The 21,854-nt window shown below is 60.5% G+C and carries 17 protein-coding genes; 7 read left to right on the top strand and 10 right to left on the bottom strand.

Going from position 1 to position 21,854, the window contains the following annotated elements; all coding sequences use genetic code 11:
* Positions 1–103: 103 nt before the first annotated feature.
* Positions 104–1,540: a neutral/alkaline non-lysosomal ceramidase N-terminal domain-containing protein gene (locus VSP_RS03795; RefSeq protein WP_198141306.1), complete on the bottom strand. Its 1,437-nt coding sequence runs from the start codon at positions 1,538–1,540 to the stop codon at positions 104–106.
* A gap of 153 nt (positions 1,541–1,693) precedes the next feature.
* Here VSP_RS03795 and VSP_RS33755 point away from each other — a divergent pair, with 153 nt between their 5' ends.
* The 7 genes from VSP_RS33755 to VSP_RS03760 all read left to right on the top strand — a co-directional run bounded on the left by VSP_RS33755 (position 1,694) and on the right by VSP_RS03760 (position 8,226).
* Positions 1,694–2,563: a helix-turn-helix domain-containing protein gene (locus VSP_RS33755; protein ID WP_063607722.1), complete on the top strand. Its 870-nt coding sequence runs from the start codon at positions 1,694–1,696 to the stop codon at positions 2,561–2,563.
* An 84-nt stretch (positions 2,564–2,647) separates the two neighbouring features.
* Complete coding sequence (locus VSP_RS03785; protein ID WP_009958864.1) at positions 2,648–3,517, top strand: 3-keto-disaccharide hydrolase; 870 nt, start codon at positions 2,648–2,650, stop codon at positions 3,515–3,517.
* A 128-nt stretch (positions 3,518–3,645) separates the two neighbouring features.
* A complete protein-coding gene (locus VSP_RS03780) occupies positions 3,646–4,578 on the top strand; it encodes a twin-arginine translocation signal domain-containing protein (RefSeq protein WP_009958862.1) in 933 nt (310 codons plus the stop codon).
* A gap of 55 nt (positions 4,579–4,633) precedes the next feature.
* Positions 4,634–5,554 carry a helix-turn-helix domain-containing protein gene (locus tag VSP_RS33750; protein WP_009958861.1) on the top strand — a complete coding sequence of 307 codons (921 nt, stop codon included), beginning with the start codon at positions 4,634–4,636 and terminating at the stop codon, positions 5,552–5,554.
* 107 nt (positions 5,555–5,661) lie between these two features.
* Positions 5,662–6,696, top strand: coding sequence for a zinc-binding alcohol dehydrogenase family protein (locus VSP_RS03770; protein ID WP_009958859.1), 1,035 nt, complete (start codon positions 5,662–5,664; stop codon positions 6,694–6,696).
* 42 nt (positions 6,697–6,738) lie between these two features.
* A complete protein-coding gene (locus VSP_RS03765; RefSeq protein ID WP_009958858.1) occupies positions 6,739–7,527 on the top strand; it encodes an SDR family NAD(P)-dependent oxidoreductase in 789 nt (262 codons plus the stop codon).
* Between the two features lie 102 nt (positions 7,528–7,629).
* Entirely contained in the window at positions 7,630–8,226 is a 597-nt protein-coding gene (locus VSP_RS03760) for an O-methyltransferase (protein ID WP_009958857.1), read from the top strand.
* Between the two features lie 33 nt (positions 8,227–8,259).
* Here VSP_RS03760 and VSP_RS03755 read toward each other — a convergent pair whose 3' ends face one another.
* The 9 genes from VSP_RS03755 to VSP_RS33740 all read right to left on the bottom strand — a co-directional run bounded on the left by VSP_RS03755 (position 8,260) and on the right by VSP_RS33740 (position 21,847).
* A complete protein-coding gene (locus VSP_RS03755) occupies positions 8,260–9,624 on the bottom strand; it encodes a UbiA family prenyltransferase (RefSeq protein WP_157210722.1) in 1,365 nt (454 codons plus the stop codon).
* Positions 9,625–9,693: 69 nt separating this feature from the next.
* Positions 9,694–13,644: a cytochrome P450 gene (locus VSP_RS33745; protein ID WP_081452375.1), complete on the bottom strand. Its 3,951-nt coding sequence runs from the start codon at positions 13,642–13,644 to the stop codon at positions 9,694–9,696.
* A gap of 52 nt (positions 13,645–13,696) precedes the next feature.
* Complete coding sequence (locus tag VSP_RS41885) at positions 13,697–13,978, bottom strand: hypothetical protein (protein ID WP_156345481.1); 282 nt, start codon at positions 13,976–13,978, stop codon at positions 13,697–13,699.
* Positions 13,979–14,669: 691 nt separating this feature from the next.
* Positions 14,670–17,351 carry a DUF4838 domain-containing protein gene (locus tag VSP_RS03740; protein WP_009958852.1) on the bottom strand — a complete coding sequence of 894 codons (2,682 nt, stop codon included), beginning with the start codon at positions 17,349–17,351 and terminating at the stop codon, positions 14,670–14,672.
* A 187-nt stretch (positions 17,352–17,538) separates the two neighbouring features.
* Positions 17,539–17,802, bottom strand: coding sequence for a hypothetical protein (locus VSP_RS03735; RefSeq protein ID WP_172682803.1), 264 nt, complete (start codon positions 17,800–17,802; stop codon positions 17,539–17,541).
* A 1,078-nt stretch (positions 17,803–18,880) separates the two neighbouring features.
* Positions 18,881–19,573, bottom strand: a complete 693-nt coding sequence (locus VSP_RS03725; protein WP_232289540.1) for an acyltransferase — start codon at positions 19,571–19,573, stop codon at positions 18,881–18,883.
* Positions 19,574–19,645: 72 nt separating this feature from the next.
* A complete protein-coding gene (frr, locus tag VSP_RS03720) occupies positions 19,646–20,212 on the bottom strand; it encodes a ribosome recycling factor (protein ID WP_009958845.1) in 567 nt (188 codons plus the stop codon).
* Between the two features lie 90 nt (positions 20,213–20,302).
* Positions 20,303–21,037, bottom strand: a complete 735-nt coding sequence (gene pyrH, locus VSP_RS03715; RefSeq protein ID WP_009958842.1) for a UMP kinase — start codon at positions 21,035–21,037, stop codon at positions 20,303–20,305.
* 96 nt (positions 21,038–21,133) lie between these two features.
* On the bottom strand, positions 21,134–21,847 hold the full coding sequence (locus VSP_RS33740; protein ID WP_009958841.1) for a YwaF family protein: 714 nt from the start codon (positions 21,845–21,847) through the stop codon (positions 21,134–21,136).
* Positions 21,848–21,854 lie beyond the last annotated feature (7 nt).

Below are 21,854 nucleotides of genomic sequence, written 5' to 3'. Positions count from 1 at the left end.
ATGGTAGGGACGCTGAAGCAAAGTGCAAGCACAACGCGGAAGCGTTGCGGCGACGCCCCTCAACCTGGAAGGACAAACCGTCTGGACGTACGGAGACGAGGAGTCATCGCTTCAAATCCCCCGCCATCTCCAGCAGGGCATCCAGCATCTTCACCGCCGCTTGCGGCTCCAGTGAGTTCGTTCCCGGCCAGGTCTCATACCCACCTAGCTCAAAGTGGCGCGGGGTGGGCAGGTAGCCGAAGTACCCGTGGTTCAGCTCCACCATGAATGAGTGCTTGAGCGGGCTGCGCTTTTTGAACTCCAGCCCTGTCTCCGCAAACGTCTCGCAGGGAAAGGTCCCGATGCAGACGTCTCCGATCCGGAACACCTGCAGGGGGATGCGTGCGGGATTTTTCGCCTCGCTGAGCTGTTGCACCCGCCGGGCATAGATCGCGGGCAGATCGGCTTTCACAGACGGCACGTCGGCATTCGGCAGTTTCTCCTTTGCCCAAGCCAGAGTTTCTGGGCTCAGCACCCGCCAGGACAGCTCGAGTTCGCGGAAACGCGCCTGCAGGTCTGCCCGATCCTTCCACTCCACGCCGGCCAGTGCGGCCTGCACCTTGCCCGCCACATCCTCGGCCACCTTTCTCATCTGGGCATAGGGTGGCGAGGAGGGGCGCGGCGTGCGGAAGTTGACGTTGTTGATATCACCACTGGTGCCGTTGGCCAGAATGGGCACGAACGGCAGGGACTCATCCTCCTTGGCCCCATTGAGCCGTGCCAGGGCGGAGCAGAACATGCCGTAGTAATCCGCAGAAATCTCCCCATTGCCCACGCCACCCACGTAGTGCAGCGAGTAGGCGGCAAACACGGAGATCAGCCGTCCCTCAGGCTCCCGGAGAGCCAGGATGGACACCGTGGGATCAGTGGGCCCAGCGGGCTCCACCAGATTCGGACTGCCTCCCGGCGGATTCATCTTCACTTTGTCCACCTTGCCAAACGGGTTCACCGGTGCCGTCCCCTCTTTCATCACCCACCGCCGGTTGAAGACATGTTCAGGAGCTTCAGCGGTGACAAAGCCGACCTGTGCCGGACGCAAAGCATTCACCGCCCGCCGCACACCGTCGGCAATCCGGCGGGCCAAAAACTGCTGGTAGGCATCCAGAGGCTGCTCAGAGACATAGCGGCTGTCCCCCAGGGCACTGGTGGCAGAGTGGGTGTGCGTGCCGGAGATCATCACCTGCGCAGGCGGGATGCCGGTTGACTCCTCAATCAAACGCCGCGCCTCGATGCTCACGCTCCGGTGCAGCCCGAGGAGGTCACACACCACCAGCGCCAGCCTGGTCTTTCCGTCATCCAGCACCAGACAGCGGGCATGCAATTCATCATGCACCCCGGTGGCCGGGAAGGGCACAAAGCCACCGATGATCTTCGCCCCCAGTTCCGGCGTGATGTTGCTCGTGGCGGCCCCGGCACGCAGCGGGGCCGATGAGGTCGGCTCCGCAGCCACCAGGCCAGCGGAGAGGCACATCACGAGGAAAGCAGAAATCCACGATTTCATAGGCATCCTGCCACTACGTCCCACCACCGCCAAGCTTGCACGTCCCGTACCGGGATGACCAGTCACGGGCACATTCGTATCATGCGACAAGGCATCTGCATTTCCTTCGGCGCAAAGCTTGTCACAGTCTGTTCTGGGCGGACATTTCCAGCCGTGCACCTCGTCGTTGAAAAACCCTCGCCCCTGGCCGCCTCGGAACTGGTGGCGTGTGAGGTCGTGCGGGGAGACGACTTTGGCTGCGTATGGCACCACCACCCGGAGTGCGAGATCACCCTGGTGCTGCGCGGCGGCACGGAACGCATGGTGGGCGACAAGCTGACCCGTCTGCGTCCAGGGGATCTGACACTGCTCGGCCCGGACCTGCCGCACGACTATCGCAATGAACATCCTGCCACGGGCCGGGGGCAGCGGGTGCAGGCGATCGTGGTGCAGTTCATGCCGGACCTGCTGGGGAAGGGCTGGCTGCAGCATGCCTCCATGCAACGTGTCCGGCAGTTGTTTCATCGTTCTCGACTTGGACTGGAGGTCCGGGGGCCCACCCGCAGGCGGGCTGCCTTGAGAATGAAACAACTGTCCCGTGCCACCGGGCTGCGTCGCGTGGTGCTGCTGCTGGAGATCCTGGAAGACCTGGCGGTGTCCAGGGAACTGGTGGAGATCGCCTCACCCGGTTTCCACGCACCGGCAGCCCATGGCCCGACCGACCGCGTTGCGCCCATCATTGCCCACATAGAGTCCCATCTGGCCACGCCCCTCCACGTGCGCGACCTGGCCCTCATGGCGGGACTGAGTGAGAGCGCCTTCAGTCGTCTGTTCAAGAAGAGCACGGGGCGCTCCGTGCCACAGTACCTCAATGAACTGCGCATCGGCCGCGCCTGCCGTCTCCTCGCCGAGACAGACGACACGGTGGCCCGCATCGCCACCGCCTGCGGCTACCCCTCCCCGGCAAACTTTCAGCGGCAGTTTCATCGGCATCAACAGCGCTCTCCGCTCGCTTACCGCGCTGCGGTGAGAGCCCGCGGATGACAACTTCATCCACGCCGGAAAAGGAGATTTCTTCGCCGGAAATGACGACACAGCGTCGGCCGTGGCTTTGCGTAAGTATCGGCCATGATTATCCCCTCAAAAAAATCCGCAGCCACGGCCCTCAGTGTCCTGCTGCTCCCCATGGCCTCCCTGCTGCCTGTCAGCGCCGCAGACCCAGTCAAATCCAAGATCGACCTGCTGGAGAGCATCAAAACCGGTGATGTGGACTACTACGTGAACCCCAAGGCGGACTTCCACGATGATCCAAAGGACATCTGGACCATCCAGCCGGACAAAAACCTCCACGTGAGCGGGCGCGGCTACGGCTATGTGGCCACGAAGCAGGACTACCGGGACTACCACCTGGTGCTGGAGTTCAAGTGGGGTGCGAAGACCTGGGGCAAACGCGAGAACAAGGCACGCGACAACGGACTCCTCCTCCATTCCCACGGACCTCACGGTGCCTACAGGGACACCTGGATGGCCAGCATCGAGGCGCAGATCATCGAAGGCGGAGTGGGTGACATTCTGGTCCTCTCCCCCAAGATGCCCGATGGCACGACACTCACCACCTCCCTCAGCGCCGAGTTCGCACTGGACCGGGACAAGGAAAAAATCTGGAAACCCGGCGCTCCCCGCCAGACAGTGACCGCAGGCCGCATCAACTGGGAGAAACGCGATGTGGACTGGACCGATGTAGCGAATTTCCGAGGCAAGGAGGACGTGGAGTCCCCCTTCGGTGAATGGACGCGCCTGGAGGTCATCGCCAAGGGCGACACCCTGCAATACTTCGTCAATGGCGTGAAGGTGAACGAGGCATACGAGTGCAAGCCCAGCCAGGGCAAGATCCTCCTCCAGACTGAAGGTGCAGAAATGATCGTGCGTCAATTCGAGCTGCATCCCCTGGGCACCGTCAAGGTGTCCAAGCCCGCGGCAATGGCCCCCGGCAAATAGCCCAGCCCCAGTACAGGATGAGCGCGTGCCACGGATGACGCGCAATTTCCTGCCCCTCACACTGGCTCCGCAGAGAGCGGCTCACCCGCTCGTTATTTCCCATACGCCCGTCGCCGGATACCCCACCCATGCATTCCTCATTGCCTTCTCCAAGTCGTCGCCAGTTCCTCACCCACAGCGCGCTCACTGCCGGAGCATGCCTGCTGCCCGCTGGTCACCAGGCTGCAGCCCTCCAGCCGCCGTATGAGCGCACCCTGCGGGATCGCCTCTGGATGTGGGGGCATGATGCTGGCTCGCTGACTCAGGGCTATGGCATCGGTGGCAAAGACAGCGACATCGAGCCCGCGGCGGCGCTGGAATACATGGGCATCCCGAACTGCTGCATGGTGCGGTTCACGGGCACGCCCCCGCCCCCTTTCGACGACTACGTCAAGCAGTTCGCCAAGACCCGCCGACTCACCTGGAGTTTCGTGGATGGAGGAAAGAACTTCACCACCGCGCAGAAGCTCGAGCAGGCGCTGGACCTCGCGAAAAAGACCCCTCATCTGACGGGGCTGGACATGGATGACTTCTTCCTGGGAGATGCCCTGCCCAAGAACGGTGCGACAGAGGCAGCCGCACACCTGACCGTGGCCCAGGTCGCCCAGATCAGGAAGGACCTGCACGCCCTGCCCCGGCCGCTGGATCTCTGCATGGTGATTTACACGAACCAGCTTCACCCCGTGATCCAGCCCCATGTGGATGCGGTGGATCAAGTGTACCTCTGGACCTGGAAGGCGCGGGAGCTGGCCAATCTGGAGGCAAACTTCGCCGCGTACCGCAAGATTGCCCCCACCAAGCCCACGCTGCTGGGCATTTACATGTGGGACTTTGGTGAGAAGAAGACGATCCCCGTTTCCCTGATGGAACATCAGTGCCGTCTCGGGCTGGAATGGCTGAAGCAGGGCCAGATCGAAGGGCTCATCTTCCACTGCACGCCTCTCTGCGGGATGAAACTGGAGGCGGTGGAATGGTCCCGGGACTGGATCGCCCGTCACGCAAACGACGTGGTGCGGCCATGACCTCCTAAATAGCGTGAACCGCCCTCCAGGCTGATGTATGCATGTCCCGTGCACCATGGCCGAGACGCGCGACATCCCTGACTATCCGCTCACTGACTACGTGCAGCCGGAGATCGCCGAGCTGGGTCTGTACGTGGGGCGTTTCGAGGTGCTCAACACCCAGATGGACCGCCCGCCCGGCATGCATCGCCATGGGCACTTCGAGCTCTTCTGGCTGCATGGTCCTGCGGAGCACTTCAATGACTTTGAGCACTTCAAGCTCCCGGCGGAGCACCCGTCCTTCATCCTGGTGAGCCCCGGTCAACTGCACCGGTGGGAGGGTGCCGATGACATCCGCGGCACGCTGATCTCCTTCACCACCGCGTTCTTCGATGGCAGAGAGCCTCCGCCCAGCCGCCTCATGCAACTGGGCTTCGTGAATCGCATGTGCTACCCACCTGTCCTCACGGCGGACACGACCCTTGAGGAGGATGTCACCCCGCTCATAGCCCGGTGCGAGCAGGAATATGCCACCCGCGGAGAGGGCTGGATGGAGGTGTGCCGACACAGCATACGGCTGATCCTGCTGCTCGCCAGCCGTGCCTGGCTGCGGCAGAAACCGGAGCCCAGGGAGGCAGGACGCTCACGGGAACTGCTACAACGCTTCCAGGCCGAGGTGGAGAACAGCTTCCGCCAGCCGATGTCGGTGGCCTCCTACGCCAGGCAGCTGGGTGTGACAGCAGGGCATTTGAACGATGTGGTAAGGCAGTTCACTGCTGGCACCGCCGGTGAACTGATCCATGCCCGGGAGCTCCTGGAGGCACGGCGGCTGCTCATGCACACGGAGCTCAGTGTCTCGGAGATTGCCTATCGATTGGGATACAAGGACCCCTCCTACTTTGCCCGGGTGTTTCGCAAGAGCACCGGCCAGGCCCCGGCGGATTTTCGTGCCGCCATCCGTGAGACTTGTCGGGCCGGCGTGGGGCGTGAAGGGTGAGGCCCCCAGATCGGAACCCGATCCTCAAAAAGTACTGGTCGGTCCGCGGATTGTGCTGGGATCCAGAATTGTGCGGATGGGCGTAGTGAGAGATGCTCCCACCAGCCATGAAAGCGATTGCCCTCACTCACTATCTGCCCATCGCCGACGAGAAGTCCCTCTTCGACACCGACCTTCCTATGCCCCACCCAACCGGCCGCGACCTGCTGGTAAAGGTGCTGGCCGTCTCCGTGAATCCGGTGGACACCAAGGTGCGCTCCCCGAAGCCTGCGGTGGAAACCACCCCCAAGGTACTCGGGTGGGATGCGGCCGGGATTGTGGAAGCCGTGGGCCCAGAAGTCACGGCATTTAAACCCGGCGATGAGGTGTACTACGCAGGTGACATCACCCGCCCCGGTTCGAATGCGGAGTATCAACTGGTGGATGAGCGGATCGTGGGGCAGAAGCCCTCGTCCCTCGGCTTCGCCGGGGCCTCCGCATTCCCGCTGGTGACGCTGACCGCCTGGGAGGCCCTGTTTGAGCGTCTGGGCATCGACCCGACGGGGAAGAAGGATGCAGGAAAAACCCTGCTCATCATCGGTGGAGCCGGCGGGGTGGGCTCCATCGCCATCCAGCTCGCCAAACGTGCCGGCCTGGTGGTAATCGTGACCGCCTCCCGCCCGGAAACCACCTCATGGGTGCAGGAGCTGGGCGCGGATCACATCGTGGACCATCGCGAGCCTCTGGGTCCGCAGCTCAAGGAACTTGGGTTCGCCGAGGTGGACTGCATCGCCAACTTTTTCAACACCGACATCTACTGGTCCGCCATGGCGGAGCTCATCCGGCCCCAGGGCAAGATCGTGGGCATCGTGGAGAACGACCAACCGGTGGACATTGATGAACTGAAGGCGAAGAGCGCCACATTCGTGTGGGAGTTCATGTTCACCCGCTCGAAGTTCCAGACGCCCGACATGGCAGAGCAGGGCCACATCCTCACTGAGGTGGCGCGCTTGATTGATGCAGGGGAATTCAAACCCATCCATCGCGATGTCCTCACACCGATCAATGCCACGAATCTGCGGCAGGCCCACGCGCTGCTGGAGAGCAAACGTAGCATCGGCAAAACCGTGCTGACAGGCTGGAGCGAACCTCTTAACGCATAACTTCTAACCCTTAACTACTAACTCCTCACCCGAATCACCCCCATGAATCTGCAAATCGAAAATCAACTCGCTCTGGTCTCCGCCTCCACCAAGGGCATCGGTCTGGCCATCGCCAGAGCACTGGCCCGTGAGGGCGCCCGCGTCATCATCAACGGTCGCAGTGCGGCCTCAGTCGATGAAGCCGTGGCTCGCATCCTTGAGGCGGTGCCGAACGCCCAGCTTGAAAAATTCCCCGGCGATCTCTCCGATGCGGCCACGGCGGAGAATCTCGCGGCTGCCCACCCGGAGGTGGACATCCTCGTGAACAACCTGGGCATCTTTGATCCCAAACCTTTCTCCGAGATCCCCGATGCGGAATGGCTGCGTTTCTTTGACGTCAATGTGCTCAGCGGGGTACGGCTCAGCCGCCTCTACTTTGACGGCATGATCAAGCGCAACCGCGGTCGCATCATCTTTATCTCCAGCGAGAGTGCGCTGCACATCCCGTCGGAGATGATCCACTACGGCATGACCAAGACCGCCCAGCTCGCCGTGGCCCGCGGTCTCGCAGAACTGAGCGCCGGGACGGCGGTGACCGTGAACAGCGTCCTGCCCGGCCCCACTCGGTCCGAGGGCGTGGAAGAGTTCGTGGACAAACTCAGCGGAGGACAGCCCTTCGAGACCTTTGAGCAGGAGTTCTTTGAAAAAGTGCGCCCCACCTCCCTGCTCAAGCGGTTCGAGACCGTGGACGAGATCGCCAATGTGGTGGCCTTCGTCTGCAGCCCCCTCGCCTCCGGCATCAACGGCTCATCCGTGCGCGTGGAAGGTGGTCTCGTGAAAGCGATCGCGTAAGCAAGCCGCAGCCAAGCCCCTTGCCCGCACAAGCCCACGCATCTCAACCGCCGTTGAGGTGCGTTTTTCTTTTGGCTCTGCTTCGCCCCATCTGACTCCCCCATGTCAAAACTCCCCGACTCCCTCAACAGTCTGCTCTCTGAACTGGAACGTTTTGGAGAAGACAATGACCTCGGCAACACGAAGCGGGAGTCGAAGATGCTCAACATCACCCGCGACACCGGGGAGTTTCTGGCAGCGCTCATCCGCGCAACCGGGGCCCGTCACATCCTTGAGGTGGGTGCCTCCAACGGCTACTCCACCCTGTGGCTGGCCTTTGCCACCCAGCCGCTCGGCGGTCACATCACCACGCTGGAACGCTCCGCCGTCAAGGTGGCCATGGCACGGGAGAACTACGAGCGGGCCGGGTTGCAGGGACTGATCACCCTGGTGGAAGGAGACGCCAGCGACTTCCTCAGCAACGCCAGCAGGGACAGCATCGACCTGATTTTCCTCGACTCCAACCGGGCCGACTACCTGGCCTGGTGGCCCCATCTGAAACGAATCCTCCGCCCCGGCGGCACCCTGGTGGTGGACAACGCCACCTCCCACCCCGAGGAAGTCGCGGATTTCGTGGCAGCAGTGAATGCCGACGAAACCTTCACCGCCGCGCTGGTGCCCGTGGGCAAAGGGGAGTTCCTGGCAGTGAAGGCGCGGTGAGAGGAAACCATCCAAACCTTCGAGCAGCAATCTTCAAACAAGCTGCCCACGGTCAAACCGCAACATCTTTGAAAAAAGCTCCACCCGCTCCTTCGGATTCACCCAGGCCGCCACCAGAGTCAACTCAACCTTGCCGACCTTCACCTTGGCCTCCGGGATCTTTATTCTCATGGTGAAGCTCACAGGTGTCTCCTCTATGTGATACTTGCGGTAAAAGTCTGAGAATCGATTGGGCGCGTAGGCCAGCTCTGCTGACGCCTGCGCCCCATCGATCCATGCGCTGAGGATGATGTTGATGTCTGTGCGTGTGGTCAGCTGCGAGGTGAGGTAGCAGCCCTCCACCTCGAAAATGCCCCCCTTCTTTTCGACCCTGGTAAAGAGATGATCAACCACTGCAGGCGGAATGGCCCGGCGGCTCCCGGGAGCCCTGCTGCCCCAGGAGATGTGAAAGAGGACCAAATGCAAGACCAACAGCGGCCAGAACTTGGGAGCCGCGATGATCACGGCCGCCAAGGTCGCCAGCGGCAACCACTCCCTGTAGAAACGGTCCAGGAAGCCTGCCCATGCCTGATCCACCCCTCCCTGGGATGACCGTGTCTGGCGCCGCCGCTTCACCTCCCAGATCACACTGTAAACAAGCAACGCCAGAACCGGCAGTGGTGACAGGACCAGGGCCCACAGCAGGGTGGCCAGCAGAAAGAGCCCCTCAGCGGGTATGATGCAATAACGCAGCCATCTCCTGGCCCTATCCGCCCCGATCTGAATCACAGCCGTGCGAAGCCCCGCCTCCTTGTCCCCCAGCAAGTCCTCCAGTTGGTGCCCGATGATCCCCCTCAAGCCTGCCATCCCCTGCCAGGCGATGGCAGAGGCGAACAGCGCCGCGTAAAGAGCCGTCACCGGCCCTTCAAAAGTGAGCCAGGTGGCGATCGCAAAAGGAACCACGTGGGCATAGGCGGCGTCAATCAACAGCCCGGTCACTGATTCCTTCAACCGCAGGGGTTTGAAGGAGTAAACCAGAAACAGGACCAGCTCCAAAAACGCCATCACGAACACCGCCCAAGGAGCCCCGCCAAGCCAAAGGAGCATGATCGACAGCACCCCAAAACAAACAGCTGTGACCAACGCCGGCACCCTGCCCCCTTGTGAGCAGGAGTTCACCTTGGCCGCTTTCTCGTCGGCCTCAACATCCCCCAAATCGTTGATAACGTGTCCGAATGCCGCCGCAGCGGTGAAGTAACCCAAGAGCAAAACGAATGATTTCAATGCCAAGCTGACATCAGCCCCGCTCCCCGGCAGCAGGAAATAGAATGGTACGAACAAATAACTGATTTTGTACCGCCACCATTCTCCGAACCGGCCAAAGGCCCTGATCTGACTGGCAAACTGGGAGGTCATCATGGGTGAGATCACTTCGCATCCCGGCGGGATGGTCGGCATTGCCGAAGCCATCCGCAGCGGCACTCTACGTCAGGAGGGGCACATGGGTGAGGCTGCGTGCTGTTCCTCTGCACTCGCTGGCAGACCGCTGCCCAAGACCAGGACCATCCGGTCCGCAAGACGCATAAAGGAGTGGTTGGACAACGGAGGCACGGACCGGGGCCAGTCGCCCGAGAATTCCGGCAGTTGTTTCAGCAGTTCCTGGATGACGATCCTGGCCTCAAGCCTCGCGAGCTGCATGCCGAGACATTGGTGTGCACCACGACCAAATGCAAGATGCGGATTGGGACGACGGCACGCATCCAAGGCCCCGGCCGCCGGCATTTTATCCTCATCGCGGTTGGCTGATCCCACAAGCAGTTGCACCCTGGCTCCTTGCGCTATGGTCTGGCCGCCCAAAGTCGTGGCACGCGTGGCATAGCGGAAGACGTTCTGCACGGGACTCTCATACCGGAGCACTTCCTCCACAAATACCGTGATTTCCTGGGGGCATTCCCGCAACCGCTGGGCCAGCCCCGGATCGTCCGCGAGGATGGCCGTCGCATTCGTGATGAATCCCGTGGTGGTGACAACTGCGGCCGCCATGATGATCATGCACACATCCACGATCTCCTCATCCGTCAGTCTGCCACCGTCATCCACCGGGGAGATGATCGCCGTCAATGGAACGTTGTTTGGCTTGGTGCGCAGGCTTTCAATGTGCTTCAGGAAGTAGGCCCTGCACTGGGAGAGGGTATCATGCCGTTCAGGGCTGGCCATAAGGATCGCGCGGGTCCACTCCCTCGACTGATCCGCCATTTCCTGCCCCAACCCCAGCAGGTACATCATCACCCTAAGGGGGAGCGGTTCCGCCACTTCGTGCAAAAAATCGAAGGTTCTCCGCCCCTTGGCCCCGGCAAAAAGCTTTGGCACCCACTCGCCCACGAGGAGCTCCAGCTCCTGTAGCCGCCTGGCCGTAAAGAGCTCACGCACCACCTCCCTGACTCTTGCATGGGACCCGCCTTCGGCCCCGACCAGCGTCTCTTCAAAAGACGTGCCCCGGGTGGTGAAGGTGCCCGGATCCTTCAACACTTCGAGACACTGGTCATGGCTGCTCACAAGCCATGTCTGCGTAAACTCGTTGAAGACGATCTGCTCACGCTGGCGCAACTCTGCGTAGGTGGGATAAGGGTTCCTTCTGAACGCTTCTGCACCGGGATCAAGCCAGATTGTTTCCTTCAAGCGTGGACAGCATCCCCTACCGTCACCGGACGTCACCCCACCCCGTGCGATGGCGTGTCGCTCCAACGCCTCAAGGCAGAATGCCGTGGTCAGCTCCTCAGAACCCCAGAACTCGGCGGGGCCACGGTAGAAGGCCTCACGAGGCCAGGAGCCGTTCTCGCACTGTAGCCCGAGGATCCTCTCCGCCACCCTGTCCACCCAGACCGACTCAGGACAGAGGATCAACAAGCTGCATCCAGCCAGCGCCAGAGCAAGAGGCTTCTCTTCTCCCAGCGACTTCTCCAGACGCGACTCGATCCTGAAACGCATAGCGCCTGCCACTTCGCGCAGCCCCGGCGCACTGCACTCGCACGCTCGCGCGACCATGTAGCAGAACGCAAGGTCATCAACATAGTAGTCGCTTTTGATTTCACCACTGTTCCCCAGCACGAGATTCTTGAGGTAAGAGATGGCCGGCTGGGTGTCCGCACTCTCTCCGAGATACAGCACCACATTTGCGTTGACCACCGGGTCAATCTCCCGGGCGGGCACAACGTCTCTGGGCAGGGCGAATCGGGGATTCCCGGTATGCCGGGGAGGCTTCGCGGGGCTGCGAACAGTGGCCAGAGCCTCTAGCGTAGAGAGATAGGCCGTCACGCCCCCGCCACTTGCCGCACCCGGCTGGAGCCAAGTGTAATAGAGGCCTTCCGGCGAACGGTTGGCTCCAAAAACCCACGTGTTGTCTGGCAGACTGCGACCGTTGTCCTTCATCACAAAGGCGACGCAAGCCGTGTCATCCAGATCGGGAGGAATTCTGGAGTGCTTGAACTGCTTGGGGGTGTAGTAGCGCCAGACGCCACCCGGTTCCATCTGCCCCTCAAGGAAAGCCAGGGCGCGCTCCACCATGGCCCGCGAACGCGGAAGGCAGGAACGGAGGGAGTGCACCATGAGCGCCGTCACGAATGGTGAGCTGTCCAGCTCGCCGTCATCCAAGGACTCCCGGGAGGAGATCAGTGTGGGGAACTCTCCATCCGCAAACTGGGTAGCGGCAAGAAAGTCCAATCCCCGTGAGATCGCATCCGCAGGCGACACGTTCGCCCCGTCGCCAGCAGCCGTGGCAGGCAATTGACTTCTCACGGCGGAGCCTCCCCCAAGCGTGAAAGGCTTTGCTGGCGGCAGCGCTTCGCCACGCAACAGCGCGGCAATGCCTTCGGCGTATTGCTGACAGGAGAAGTTCTCACTGACGAAAGCATGTCCGTTTTTACGCACGTCCATGGCTTCTGTCGCGCCATCCAGCAGGTGGTCAATGGCCGTCGTGGCAGCCGTCAGATCCTGATACGGCACCACCCTCCCGAATCGGGTCTCCATGATCATCTCAGCGCACCCTTGATCCCTGTCAAAACCGACCACGGGCACCCCCATTGCAAAGGACTCCAGCACCACGCTAGGGAAAGGATCAATGCGCGAACAGAGCAGGAAGACATCGGCCAACCTCATGGCAAGGCGCACGTCCTCCATGTCACTGATATGGTGGAATTGACCGATCACTCCATCACCCCGCATGTCATGAAGGGCGTGCTCAAACAACTCCGGACTCCCTCCCCCACCGATCCAGAGGAAGTGGGTGGTTCCAGTCTTGGGCGAAGTTCTCCCATAGTGCCGTATGAGACTGGCAAACCAGTCAAACCCCTTTCTCGAATCCAGCGTTCCGCAGGAAACAACCAGGCGGCTGTCGGCACCCAGGCAGTTTTCCTCACGAAATCGCTTTTCGAAGTCCACCGCCTCATTCGTATCCAAGGGAGGGCGCTCTAGTTGATAACACCCTTGGGGCAAGATGGAGACTTTAAGAGGCTCAGACCTGTGTGGCTCCGTTAAGAGTCCCGGACCATGCTTCAAGAAGCTCTGATGCACATGCCGGCACGGAAACACCACCGACTCAACTGCCGAGAAGTGATTCTGAACCCAGTCTGGAGAGAACGCATAAGGATACTCATGCACCAGGGATATCACCTTGAATCCGGCCTCTTTGCAAAAGACTGCCAGCTGACCGCAACACAGTGAGTTGCTGAGGGCAACTCGCTGCTCTGCGGCCGTGGCAAGAACCTTGAAAAACTTGCGCGTCTCTGGCAGCGCATGCTTAAGGCACTCACCCAGATTCTCCACGATGAGTTCGCTCACCTCGCTGAACTCCTGGTACAACTTACCAGCCGTGCCCAGAGTCAACAGCACGACCCTCGCTCCATCCTTGCTCACTAGATGACGTATCGTGCTGAGCGCAATCATGGGAGCTCCCGTCCGGGTGAGCTCATGCGTCATGACGACGAGCAGGTCCGGGCCTTTGATCGCATCCAGCCTGACAGCCGCATCTCGCAACCCGGCCACCAGCGGTGCGGACCGCCCACAACTACGCTCGAAGTCTTTGAGCATCCTGGCCAGCGGGAGCTCGCGTCGCACCTTCGGGAAGAGCTGCCCCGACTCCACAACTCTGAATTGAAACTGCCTGATCGCCTCCCCTGAGCTCAACCAAGATTCCGGGATGGGAAGCGAAAAGCCGTGCCCGTGAGGAACATCGGACTTGGCAGATCTCCCGTCCGCCCTCGACTTCCCCACCACTTCACCCGTATCCGCATCAAGGAGCTCAACATTGAAGCTTCGGGTTGGGTCCCGTGGATCATACACGCCGCCTTGCAAATAGATGGTTGAGGTGCCGAAGAATCGACACTGAACGCCCTCCATGCTCCGCTTGCGAGACATTTTGAGCCGATTTAATAGACTTTTCATCAGAGAACAAACTTCAGGACGAAGGCACGTCGCGGGACGTCATATCACGCCGTCAGGCGTTTTCTGGGTCCTTGACGGAGGCTTCCCGTGCCTTCGCCAGCACAGCGAGGGCCAACTCATCAAAACGTCCCTCATACTCGAGGGGATCGATGGTCAGGAACGGTGGATGATACTTCAGGTACTCCTTGATGCCTAGAAAATGTTCCGCAGCATTCTGATTGCGGTTCCTCGCTTTCTTCGCATCGCGGCGTGACACTCGATTGAGATACCCATCCACGTCTGAATGGATGAGCGCGATAACCTTGCTGCCCGCAGGCAGAGAGTCAGGGCTCACGTCCGCCGCTCCGACGAAGACTAGATTTTGGTGTCTATAAGATGGGAGCAATTGGGGGAACGCCGCCCGGTCTGCCCCATCATGAAGCGCTTCCAGATCAATCGTTGTGCAGTCTGGGCAGTTCAGGGCCAAATAGACCAGAAGCGTGCTTTTCCCCGAGGCAGGAGGTCCGTAGAGATAGAAAAGATTCGGGTTCTTAGCGTCCATTTGTTTGGGCGGGCGACTATGAGTTGAATTCCTCCCGAAACAACCCGTTTTGCGCCCCGGTACTGAAATCGGCGAAAGCCGCCTGGATGCGTCCAACTGGTCACACGACGCCATATTTGCCCGAAAGTCAGGCACAGGGCAGCGTTGACCTATCTCCACGGGGTTCCAGACCCAAGCGCCCACGTCCCGGGATCGCTCCCCATTACTCCTGCATGCCCGGGCTCCACAAATTCATTTTCGATACCGGCCGCTTAGTGCCATCAATGCGGAGAAAACAGATCGAACCGGACTCCCCCAATCCACTGATGAACCAGTGCGGGCCTTCCCTGTGGCCCCGCCTTTCGTTTACTCACGAATTTGGCGGTTCTTCGGTTACAACAATCCCGACCATCCTGCAATCAACCTTCACAGGGAAGGCTCGCTCGAATGCAATCGGCACCCAAAACTCACCCACCCGCTTGTGTACCGCTCAAAGGGCCTCAGACTACCTAAACTCCAGATCCCCGAACAAGCTCCGGTCATTCATGTTGCCATTGCCGATGGCTGAAGACCAGATGTAGCGGTCGATTTGATCGCGCATGACGGGATGGTTACGGGCAAAGTTGGCCCTCCAGATGGTGCCAGCGGCGGGGGCGGCAGCACCCAGAGTTTTAAACGGAATGGTCACCAGCGCCTGCCAGGTTCGAGTTGCCACATCAGTGCGGGACTGCACCTCCCACTCTCCTTTGAAGGCGGGATCGTCCTTGCCATGGCGTGGATCCATGACGTCTGTCACCGCTCCATTCAGCGCGTCGTACCGGGCCGTGGGATGAATGCCCGTCATGAAGCGATAGGCCAGCTCCTGGCCCGCTTGAGGAGCCAGGTAGATGTCCACGGATTCCTTGTCCCCCAGAGGCTGCTCGCGCCGCGCACCGGGCAAGGGCGGCTTCGCATCAGGCTCCTGCTCGCTGGTCAGCAACAGGTACAAGTTCGTCTTGTCATAAAGCGCCCGCACGGACGATTTGCGAGGAACCTTGTTGAAAGGGGGAACACGCGTGAAGTCCGCTTCCTCCACCTTTGCCCAAACACTTGGCTCAAGCGTCACAGCCGAAGAGACCGCCGCCACGGGCAGGCGTTTTTTGCCCGGCAGAGGAGCGCCACGCATGCTCTTGGTATCCCAGTTAAAACAGGTGTTTGCGAACGGCTCCTGATAGCCGTCATAAGCGAGCCTCAAGTGCTCGGCCGAATGGCCGGAGAAAGGGAAAAAGACCTGCGCCCAGTCTCCTGCTGATTTGGTGCGTGGGCCTTTCTTGTAAAGCGCGTCAATCGCCTCATTGCGGGCATCGATCGCATTCAGCAATTGGTCGCGGGATGGAGCGTCTGCCAGCAGAACGAAGGCCTGGTAGAGATGCACCACCTTGGCGAGGTGGCGAAGATACTCGAACTCGGTCCGCACCAGTGCCAGACGCGTCTTCACCTTGGGTGTCGCAGCCAGCGACTCCGCCAGCGCGAGATCGTTCTCCAACGCGGCGAGGATCTGGGGAGGATAGAGGAAAGCGATGAGAGGAAAGGGATCCGTCACCGTCTTGCGCCGCCGCCCGTCATAGGTCTGGTAGCTCCACGCATCACCCCGGGTGCCGATGTGGTCTGAGTAGAGATTGATGGCATGATAGAGCCGGTCATAGAATGAAAGCATGGCGGGAGCCGAGCTCCCGAAGGCAGCCTCGCAGAACTCGGGCACCAGCTTGGCAGCCGAGTTGCCGACGGGATCATCAAACATCCGGCCCATGGTGTAGTACACTGGCCCCTCCAGCCCGAAGAGCTGGCCCGGCCCGTCGCGCAGCAGGGATTGTGTCTTGTTTTCAGCCAGCCTCTTCACCTGGGTCTCCACAAAGCCGGGCGTGCGCATGGGTGTATAGCGAGTCACCAGATTCGGGCACCAGTTGTAAACGTATCCGCTGAAGCCACCCGGCACCTCGTAGTCCCGCCAGGGAGCGATGTCGGTCTCATTCGTGCCGGTGAGCATGATGTTCACGTTCGCCGGAAACGCCTTGAAAGTCTGGGGCGGGCGGGCGGTGAGAATGTAGGACATCATGGTGATCCGCCCCTGCGGTTGCGATTTCAGAAGCCGCTCTGCCACCTGCCGGTTGAAGATCCAGATCTTTTCCCCCCAGTCGTTCCCCGTGCCATAGAGTGCACGGCATTCCTTGCACTGGCACTCCTGATACCCATCCGGCTGGCCGAGATCCACCGAGGTGTATCCGTTCTCCAACTGCCGCACCAGATCCTGGTAGATCAGCTCCTGCACCTCGGGGTTGGAAAGGCAATACTGGGCATTGCCTGCGGGGACACTCTGCCGCTCGCCATTGACCAGCGCAAAATACTCGGGGTGACTTTTGGAGTATTGCTCCGGCGGAATGGCCCGCGCCCAGGTATGCCCGCCAAAGAGGGAATCCACCCGGGGAAACCGGTTCAAGGAAAGATCATAGAAGCCCGCACTTGCTGGATGCGAGGTGTTGACCTTCAACAGCGGGGTGTGGCGCACCTTGAGGTCCCGCGGGACGGTGGTCGCCGGCCGTTTGAGGAATTCAATCGCTGGCGAGTTGAGCAGGTCCACCTTGGCAGCATCCGCCACCTGACTGTACGAAGGCAGGTCGGGATAAAGGAAACGTACTCCCAGATGCTCGCGAGCAAAGTCTGCCGCTCCTTTGGCGGTGCCGACAAAGTCCCACCCCGGCTGCCGACGGTCCTTGGACCCGGGCGGCAGCCGCGAGGGCACGTCATGCCCGGCAATGATGACATTCTCCCCGACGACCTGCTGCACATAGCCCCAGCCTTCCAGTCGAAGGGCGTCAGGCACCTGCTGGGCGGCATACTTCGTCTGCCCGAGGTAGATTCCCGGCTTGGACAGCACGCGCTGCGACTCCTGCACCACCGGCACCTTTACGCCATTGGCTTCAAACGCCGTCTGCAACATCCTCGCCGTCTGCTGCAGGGAACCCGTGAGGGTCGTGGCAGGCTGCGAACCGGAATCTGGCAGCACAATCTGATAGTCCGTCTTGCCAGCGCTCCACAGGGAGAGTTCTCCCCTGGCAGACTGCGAGTGCAAGGACGCGGGAATCAAACAAGCCGCGGCCCACGCAAGGAGGCAACGGACATCAGCCGGCGGGGAGAGACGAAGGTTCATGGAAAGGAAAGCGAGCGCACAGACTACGAAGGCAGCCCGGCGTTTTTGTCACGATGAAGAGTCGAAACTCTCCCGGAAGCGCTTGCCCGACGTCAAAGCATCTTTCCAAAGCCCTGATGACTGCCCTCAAGCGATCCGAAGCCAGTTCCTATCAGAACTCTGAGGTGGACCGCACCGGTTGATATTATCACGCGTCACGCCGCCGCATCCGCCGTATTTTCAGAAATGACCACCGAACAAAAGATACAACCAGAGAAACAATTCCATCATGCATGACCACAAAGAGCACCCCTCCTCCGGCAAAGGCGGAAGTAAAATTGCGATAAATGGCGGTAAAGCGAACCTCAGCGCCCGCGCTATGCGCATAATCGACAGTGTATGCAATAAACAAAAAAGTGCACCAAACTGCTATGTGGGTCAACATCCGCCACGCCCCGGCCAGCTTGTGCATGAAAATCGTCGCACAAGTATTGACGCATAATGCTGCCAGTACTGCGAAGGGGAACACCATTCAAATACTTGATTAACAGATTTGTCTCAAAGGTACAGGATTGAATCAACCCGGGAACCAGATTTGCAACTCTGTCAGCAAGCCCTTCGGATTAGCCCGTCCTCAGACACCTTCCCTGCATCCTGAGCCACTTCGGCCAAAAGCGCATATCGCGCACCCTCCCACTGCATCATGCCGTGCAGCGGGATGTCATCGTACTCATCATGGAAGAGCATCTTCACTCAAGTTCTGTGATGGAATGCGTTGCACTACCGGGGTAAAAACCTCGCTGAGACAACATTCCCCACCTTGTCGGTAACGATGACCACGTTTGCCCCCAATTTGTCACCGTTGGTTCTAATGGTGAATTGCCTTCCAAAAAGGGAACGGCGAACATCCACACTCCCAAGGAAAGTCCATCCGCTCTCAGCGCAGACGCTTCGAGCCAACGCGACCGCCCATTCGCGCAACTCCGGTGGTGACATGTCCTGCGGGCGGTTCGTTGATTTCATTGGATCACCTCATTTTCAAGCACGGCTTGGTGACCGGCACACGCTTATTTGATCCACAAGCTCCCACAAAACCAGCTCTGACCGCCACAACTCTTTCAGGGAATCCTCCCCCCAAACTCCCCTGCCCAACGTAAACCCGCTGGAAGCTCGTCAACATGGGGCTGGCAGCCCCATCCTCTGCAAGGAAGAGCTTCGCTCGATGGACAGCCTCAACAGGACCAAAGGTCCGGCTTCATTGCAGCCTTGGGCAACGCCCAAGGTTTACAGATCAAAGACCTCATGGAGGGCTGAAGGCCCGACCTTATCAAGTCTGCCCACGATAACACCCCGAAATGAACCGGGCCTACAGCGTCAACAATCTATTGAAATCGGAACAGTGTGGCGGGGAAGTTGGATGCCCGAGGCAACGTCGCTGGCATCCACTCCGGGATGCGATACGACGCCTTTTCCCTGATGACATGGATCCCTTGGCTCACCTCAATACCGACCCCTAACTTACCGGATTACCGAATCACTGAACCACCGAGCTACCGTCGTTCCGCCACTTCGTGCTGCTGGCGCACTTTCAGAATCGACGACTCCGGCAGGACGCCGGCAAAGTTGGCACAGGGATAGACGATGCTGCGACGCCCGATCAGCGTGCCAGGGCTGAGGACGCTGTTGCAGCCCACTTCCGCGTGGTCGCCGACGACGGCGCTGAATTTCCTCAAACCGGTGGCGATGCGTTCGCTACCGTGGTGGACCACGACCGGGGCACGGTCGAGACGGACGTTGGAGAGGATGACGCCCGCTCCGAGGTGGGCCTTGTAGCCAAGGACGGCATCTCCCACGTAGTTGAAATGGGGCACCTCGCAGTTGTCGAACAGGATGCAGTTCTTGAACTCGCATGAGTTCCCAAGCACACACCCATCGCCCACGATGACGTTTTCCCGGATGTACGCGCCGGAGCGGATGTGGCAGTTCTTGCCGATCCAAGCAGGGCCTTTGATCACGGCTCCGGCCTCGACCACGCTGCCTTCATCAATAAAGACCTGGTCCCCGAGGGTGGCCTTGGGCGAGACATTACCCAAGATCTCAGGCTTGAGCTTGAACTGTAGGTACCCCTCGATACGGGTGAGAGCGCTCCAGACCGGCTGCTCGTCATCAAAGAGCAGCCCGTGAATGGTGCGGGAAAGGTCCAGGTAGTTGCCAGCGGAGAACATGTGAAAGCAGGCGGACATGCAACGGGCAGGGCAGGCCGATGCCGACGTCAACCCGCCAGCCCCTTCCCCCGCCTCAGACCAGGAAGGGCCTCACACGGTGAGGATTTCCTTTTCCTTCGAAACGACGTGCTGGTCAATCTCTGCGATCTTTTTGTCCGTGAAAGCCTGCACTTCCTTCTCACCGCGATGCAGATCATCTTCGGTGATGGTGCCAGCCTTCTCGAGCTTCTTGAGCTCTTCCATGGACTCACGGCGCACAGCGCGCACGCGGACGCGGGCGTCTTCGGCCATGCCCTTGACCTGCTTGACCATCTGCTGGCGGCGCTCGGTGGAGAGTTCTGGCACAGGCAGGCGGATAACCTTGCCTTCGACACTGGGGTTGAGGCCCAGATTGGAGGCATTGATGCCGCGCTCGATGTCCTTCAGCGTAGACGGGTCAAACGGCTCGATGCGAATGAGCCGGGGCTCCGGGGTGGAGATCATGGCCAGCTGCTTCAGCTTCATGTTGCTGCCATAGCTGTTCACCCAGATGTCCGTATTCTCCACAAGGGCCGGGGAGGCCTTGCCGGTGCGGACGGCAGCGAACTCGTGGATGGCGTATTCCACCGCTTTGGTCATGTTTTCCTCAGAAGTGAGGAGGGCGGTATCAAGGGGCATGGGATGCAGTAAGGTTCGAGTTGATCGGGCCCGACATGGCGACAGTCTGCCACCAGCGGGCCGACAGCAAAGCACGCTCCGGCCGGATTGTCACGCGTCGTTGCTGACGATCGTGCCAATGGATTCTCCAGTGAGAGCCCGCCGGATGTTGTCCGGCCCGTTCATATCAAACACCACGATGGGCATGTTGTTCTCCTGACACAGGCTGAAGGCGGTGGCATCCATCACCTTGAGCTGCCGCGTGAGAGCTTCCTGATAGCTAAGGCGCTCATACCGAACGGCGTTCGGATTCTTGTTGGGATCGCTGTCGTAGATGCCGTCCACCTTGGTGGCCTTGAGCACGACGTCGGCATTGATCTCACTGGCGCGCAGGGCGGCCGTGGTGTCCGTGGAGAAGAAGGGGTTGCCGGTGCCGGCGGCGAAGATGACCACCCGACCGAGCTCGAGGTGGCGCATGGCCTTGCGTCGGATGAAGGGTTCCGCCACATTGTCCATCTTGATGGCGCTCTGCACCCGGGTGGGCACATCCATGCCTTCCAGCATGGATTGGACGGCCAGGGAGTTCATCACCGTGGCTAGCATGCCCATGTAATCGGCCGTGGCGCGCTCCATGCCGCGATTGCTGGCACTGATGCCGCGCCAGAAATTGCCGCCGCCCACGACCACCGCAATCTCAAGACCGGACTGGTGCGCCGCCTTGATCTGCGAGGCGATGTTCTCAACGATCGGCGGGGAGATGTTGTCATGACTGCCGACTTCACGAAGGGCTTCGCCGCTAAGTTTGATGAGGACCCTCTTGAACTTTCGTGTGTCTTCGTCTGGCATCTTCGGGTCGTAATTACATGAAGCGTGCACGCTTGCAAAGACAAATCACCGTGGGACGAGTTTGTGGCGATGGATTCCCGTTGCTGCATTTGATTCTCACTTACCACCCCGGGCGGCCCGGCTTCTGCCTCGCACAAAGGGCAGATCCAGCAGTATGAAGATGACCAGCGCCATCAACGACGCCGCGCCAATATACCAGGGCCAGGGACCCAGCAGATCATACAGCGAGGCCGTGGCGGGCTTCCGGCAGAGGAAGCCGTAGTTGGCCCCCGTGAGGGCGTTGAACCCACTGATGATCAGGGCATAGAGATTGATCAAGCCCCAGGCCACCCACTTGGCCTGGGCCCGGGGGGTACGCCGCAGCCCCAGCACCCCATAGAGTGCGGTGGCGACCACACCGCCATGCGCCAGGAAGAAGGCGAAGTACCGTGGGCTGGGAAAATCCGTGGTAAGCGCCGGAGTCAGCATGCCCTGCATGGTGCCCGCCAGCCCCCAGAAGAAGAGCAACTCACAAAAAAACTGCCTCCGGGTGAGCAACACCACCACTCCCAGGAGTGCGGAAAGATCGCACAGGTGGCAGGGGTACTGGTTGTCCACTGTGAGCGTGCCCGCGTGCACATAGTAGGCGTAGCTCACCGGCCACTGCACCACCAGGGCCGCGGCCATGAGCCACTCCAGGGCACGTTGAGTGCGCCCGAGCCCGCGCCGGGCCACCCAGATCATCACCGCCGCCACCAGCACCGTCGCCAGCAGAGCTGCCAGATGGCTGGGGCCATAGGCTCGAAAGGTCTGCTCAACTGCAGGCGGCATGCGGATT

This window comes from Verrucomicrobium spinosum DSM 4136 = JCM 18804, assembly GCF_000172155.1.
Taxonomy (GTDB): domain Bacteria; phylum Verrucomicrobiota; class Verrucomicrobiia; order Verrucomicrobiales; family Verrucomicrobiaceae; genus Verrucomicrobium; species Verrucomicrobium spinosum.
This window is presented reverse-complemented; position numbering and strand designations above follow the sequence as displayed.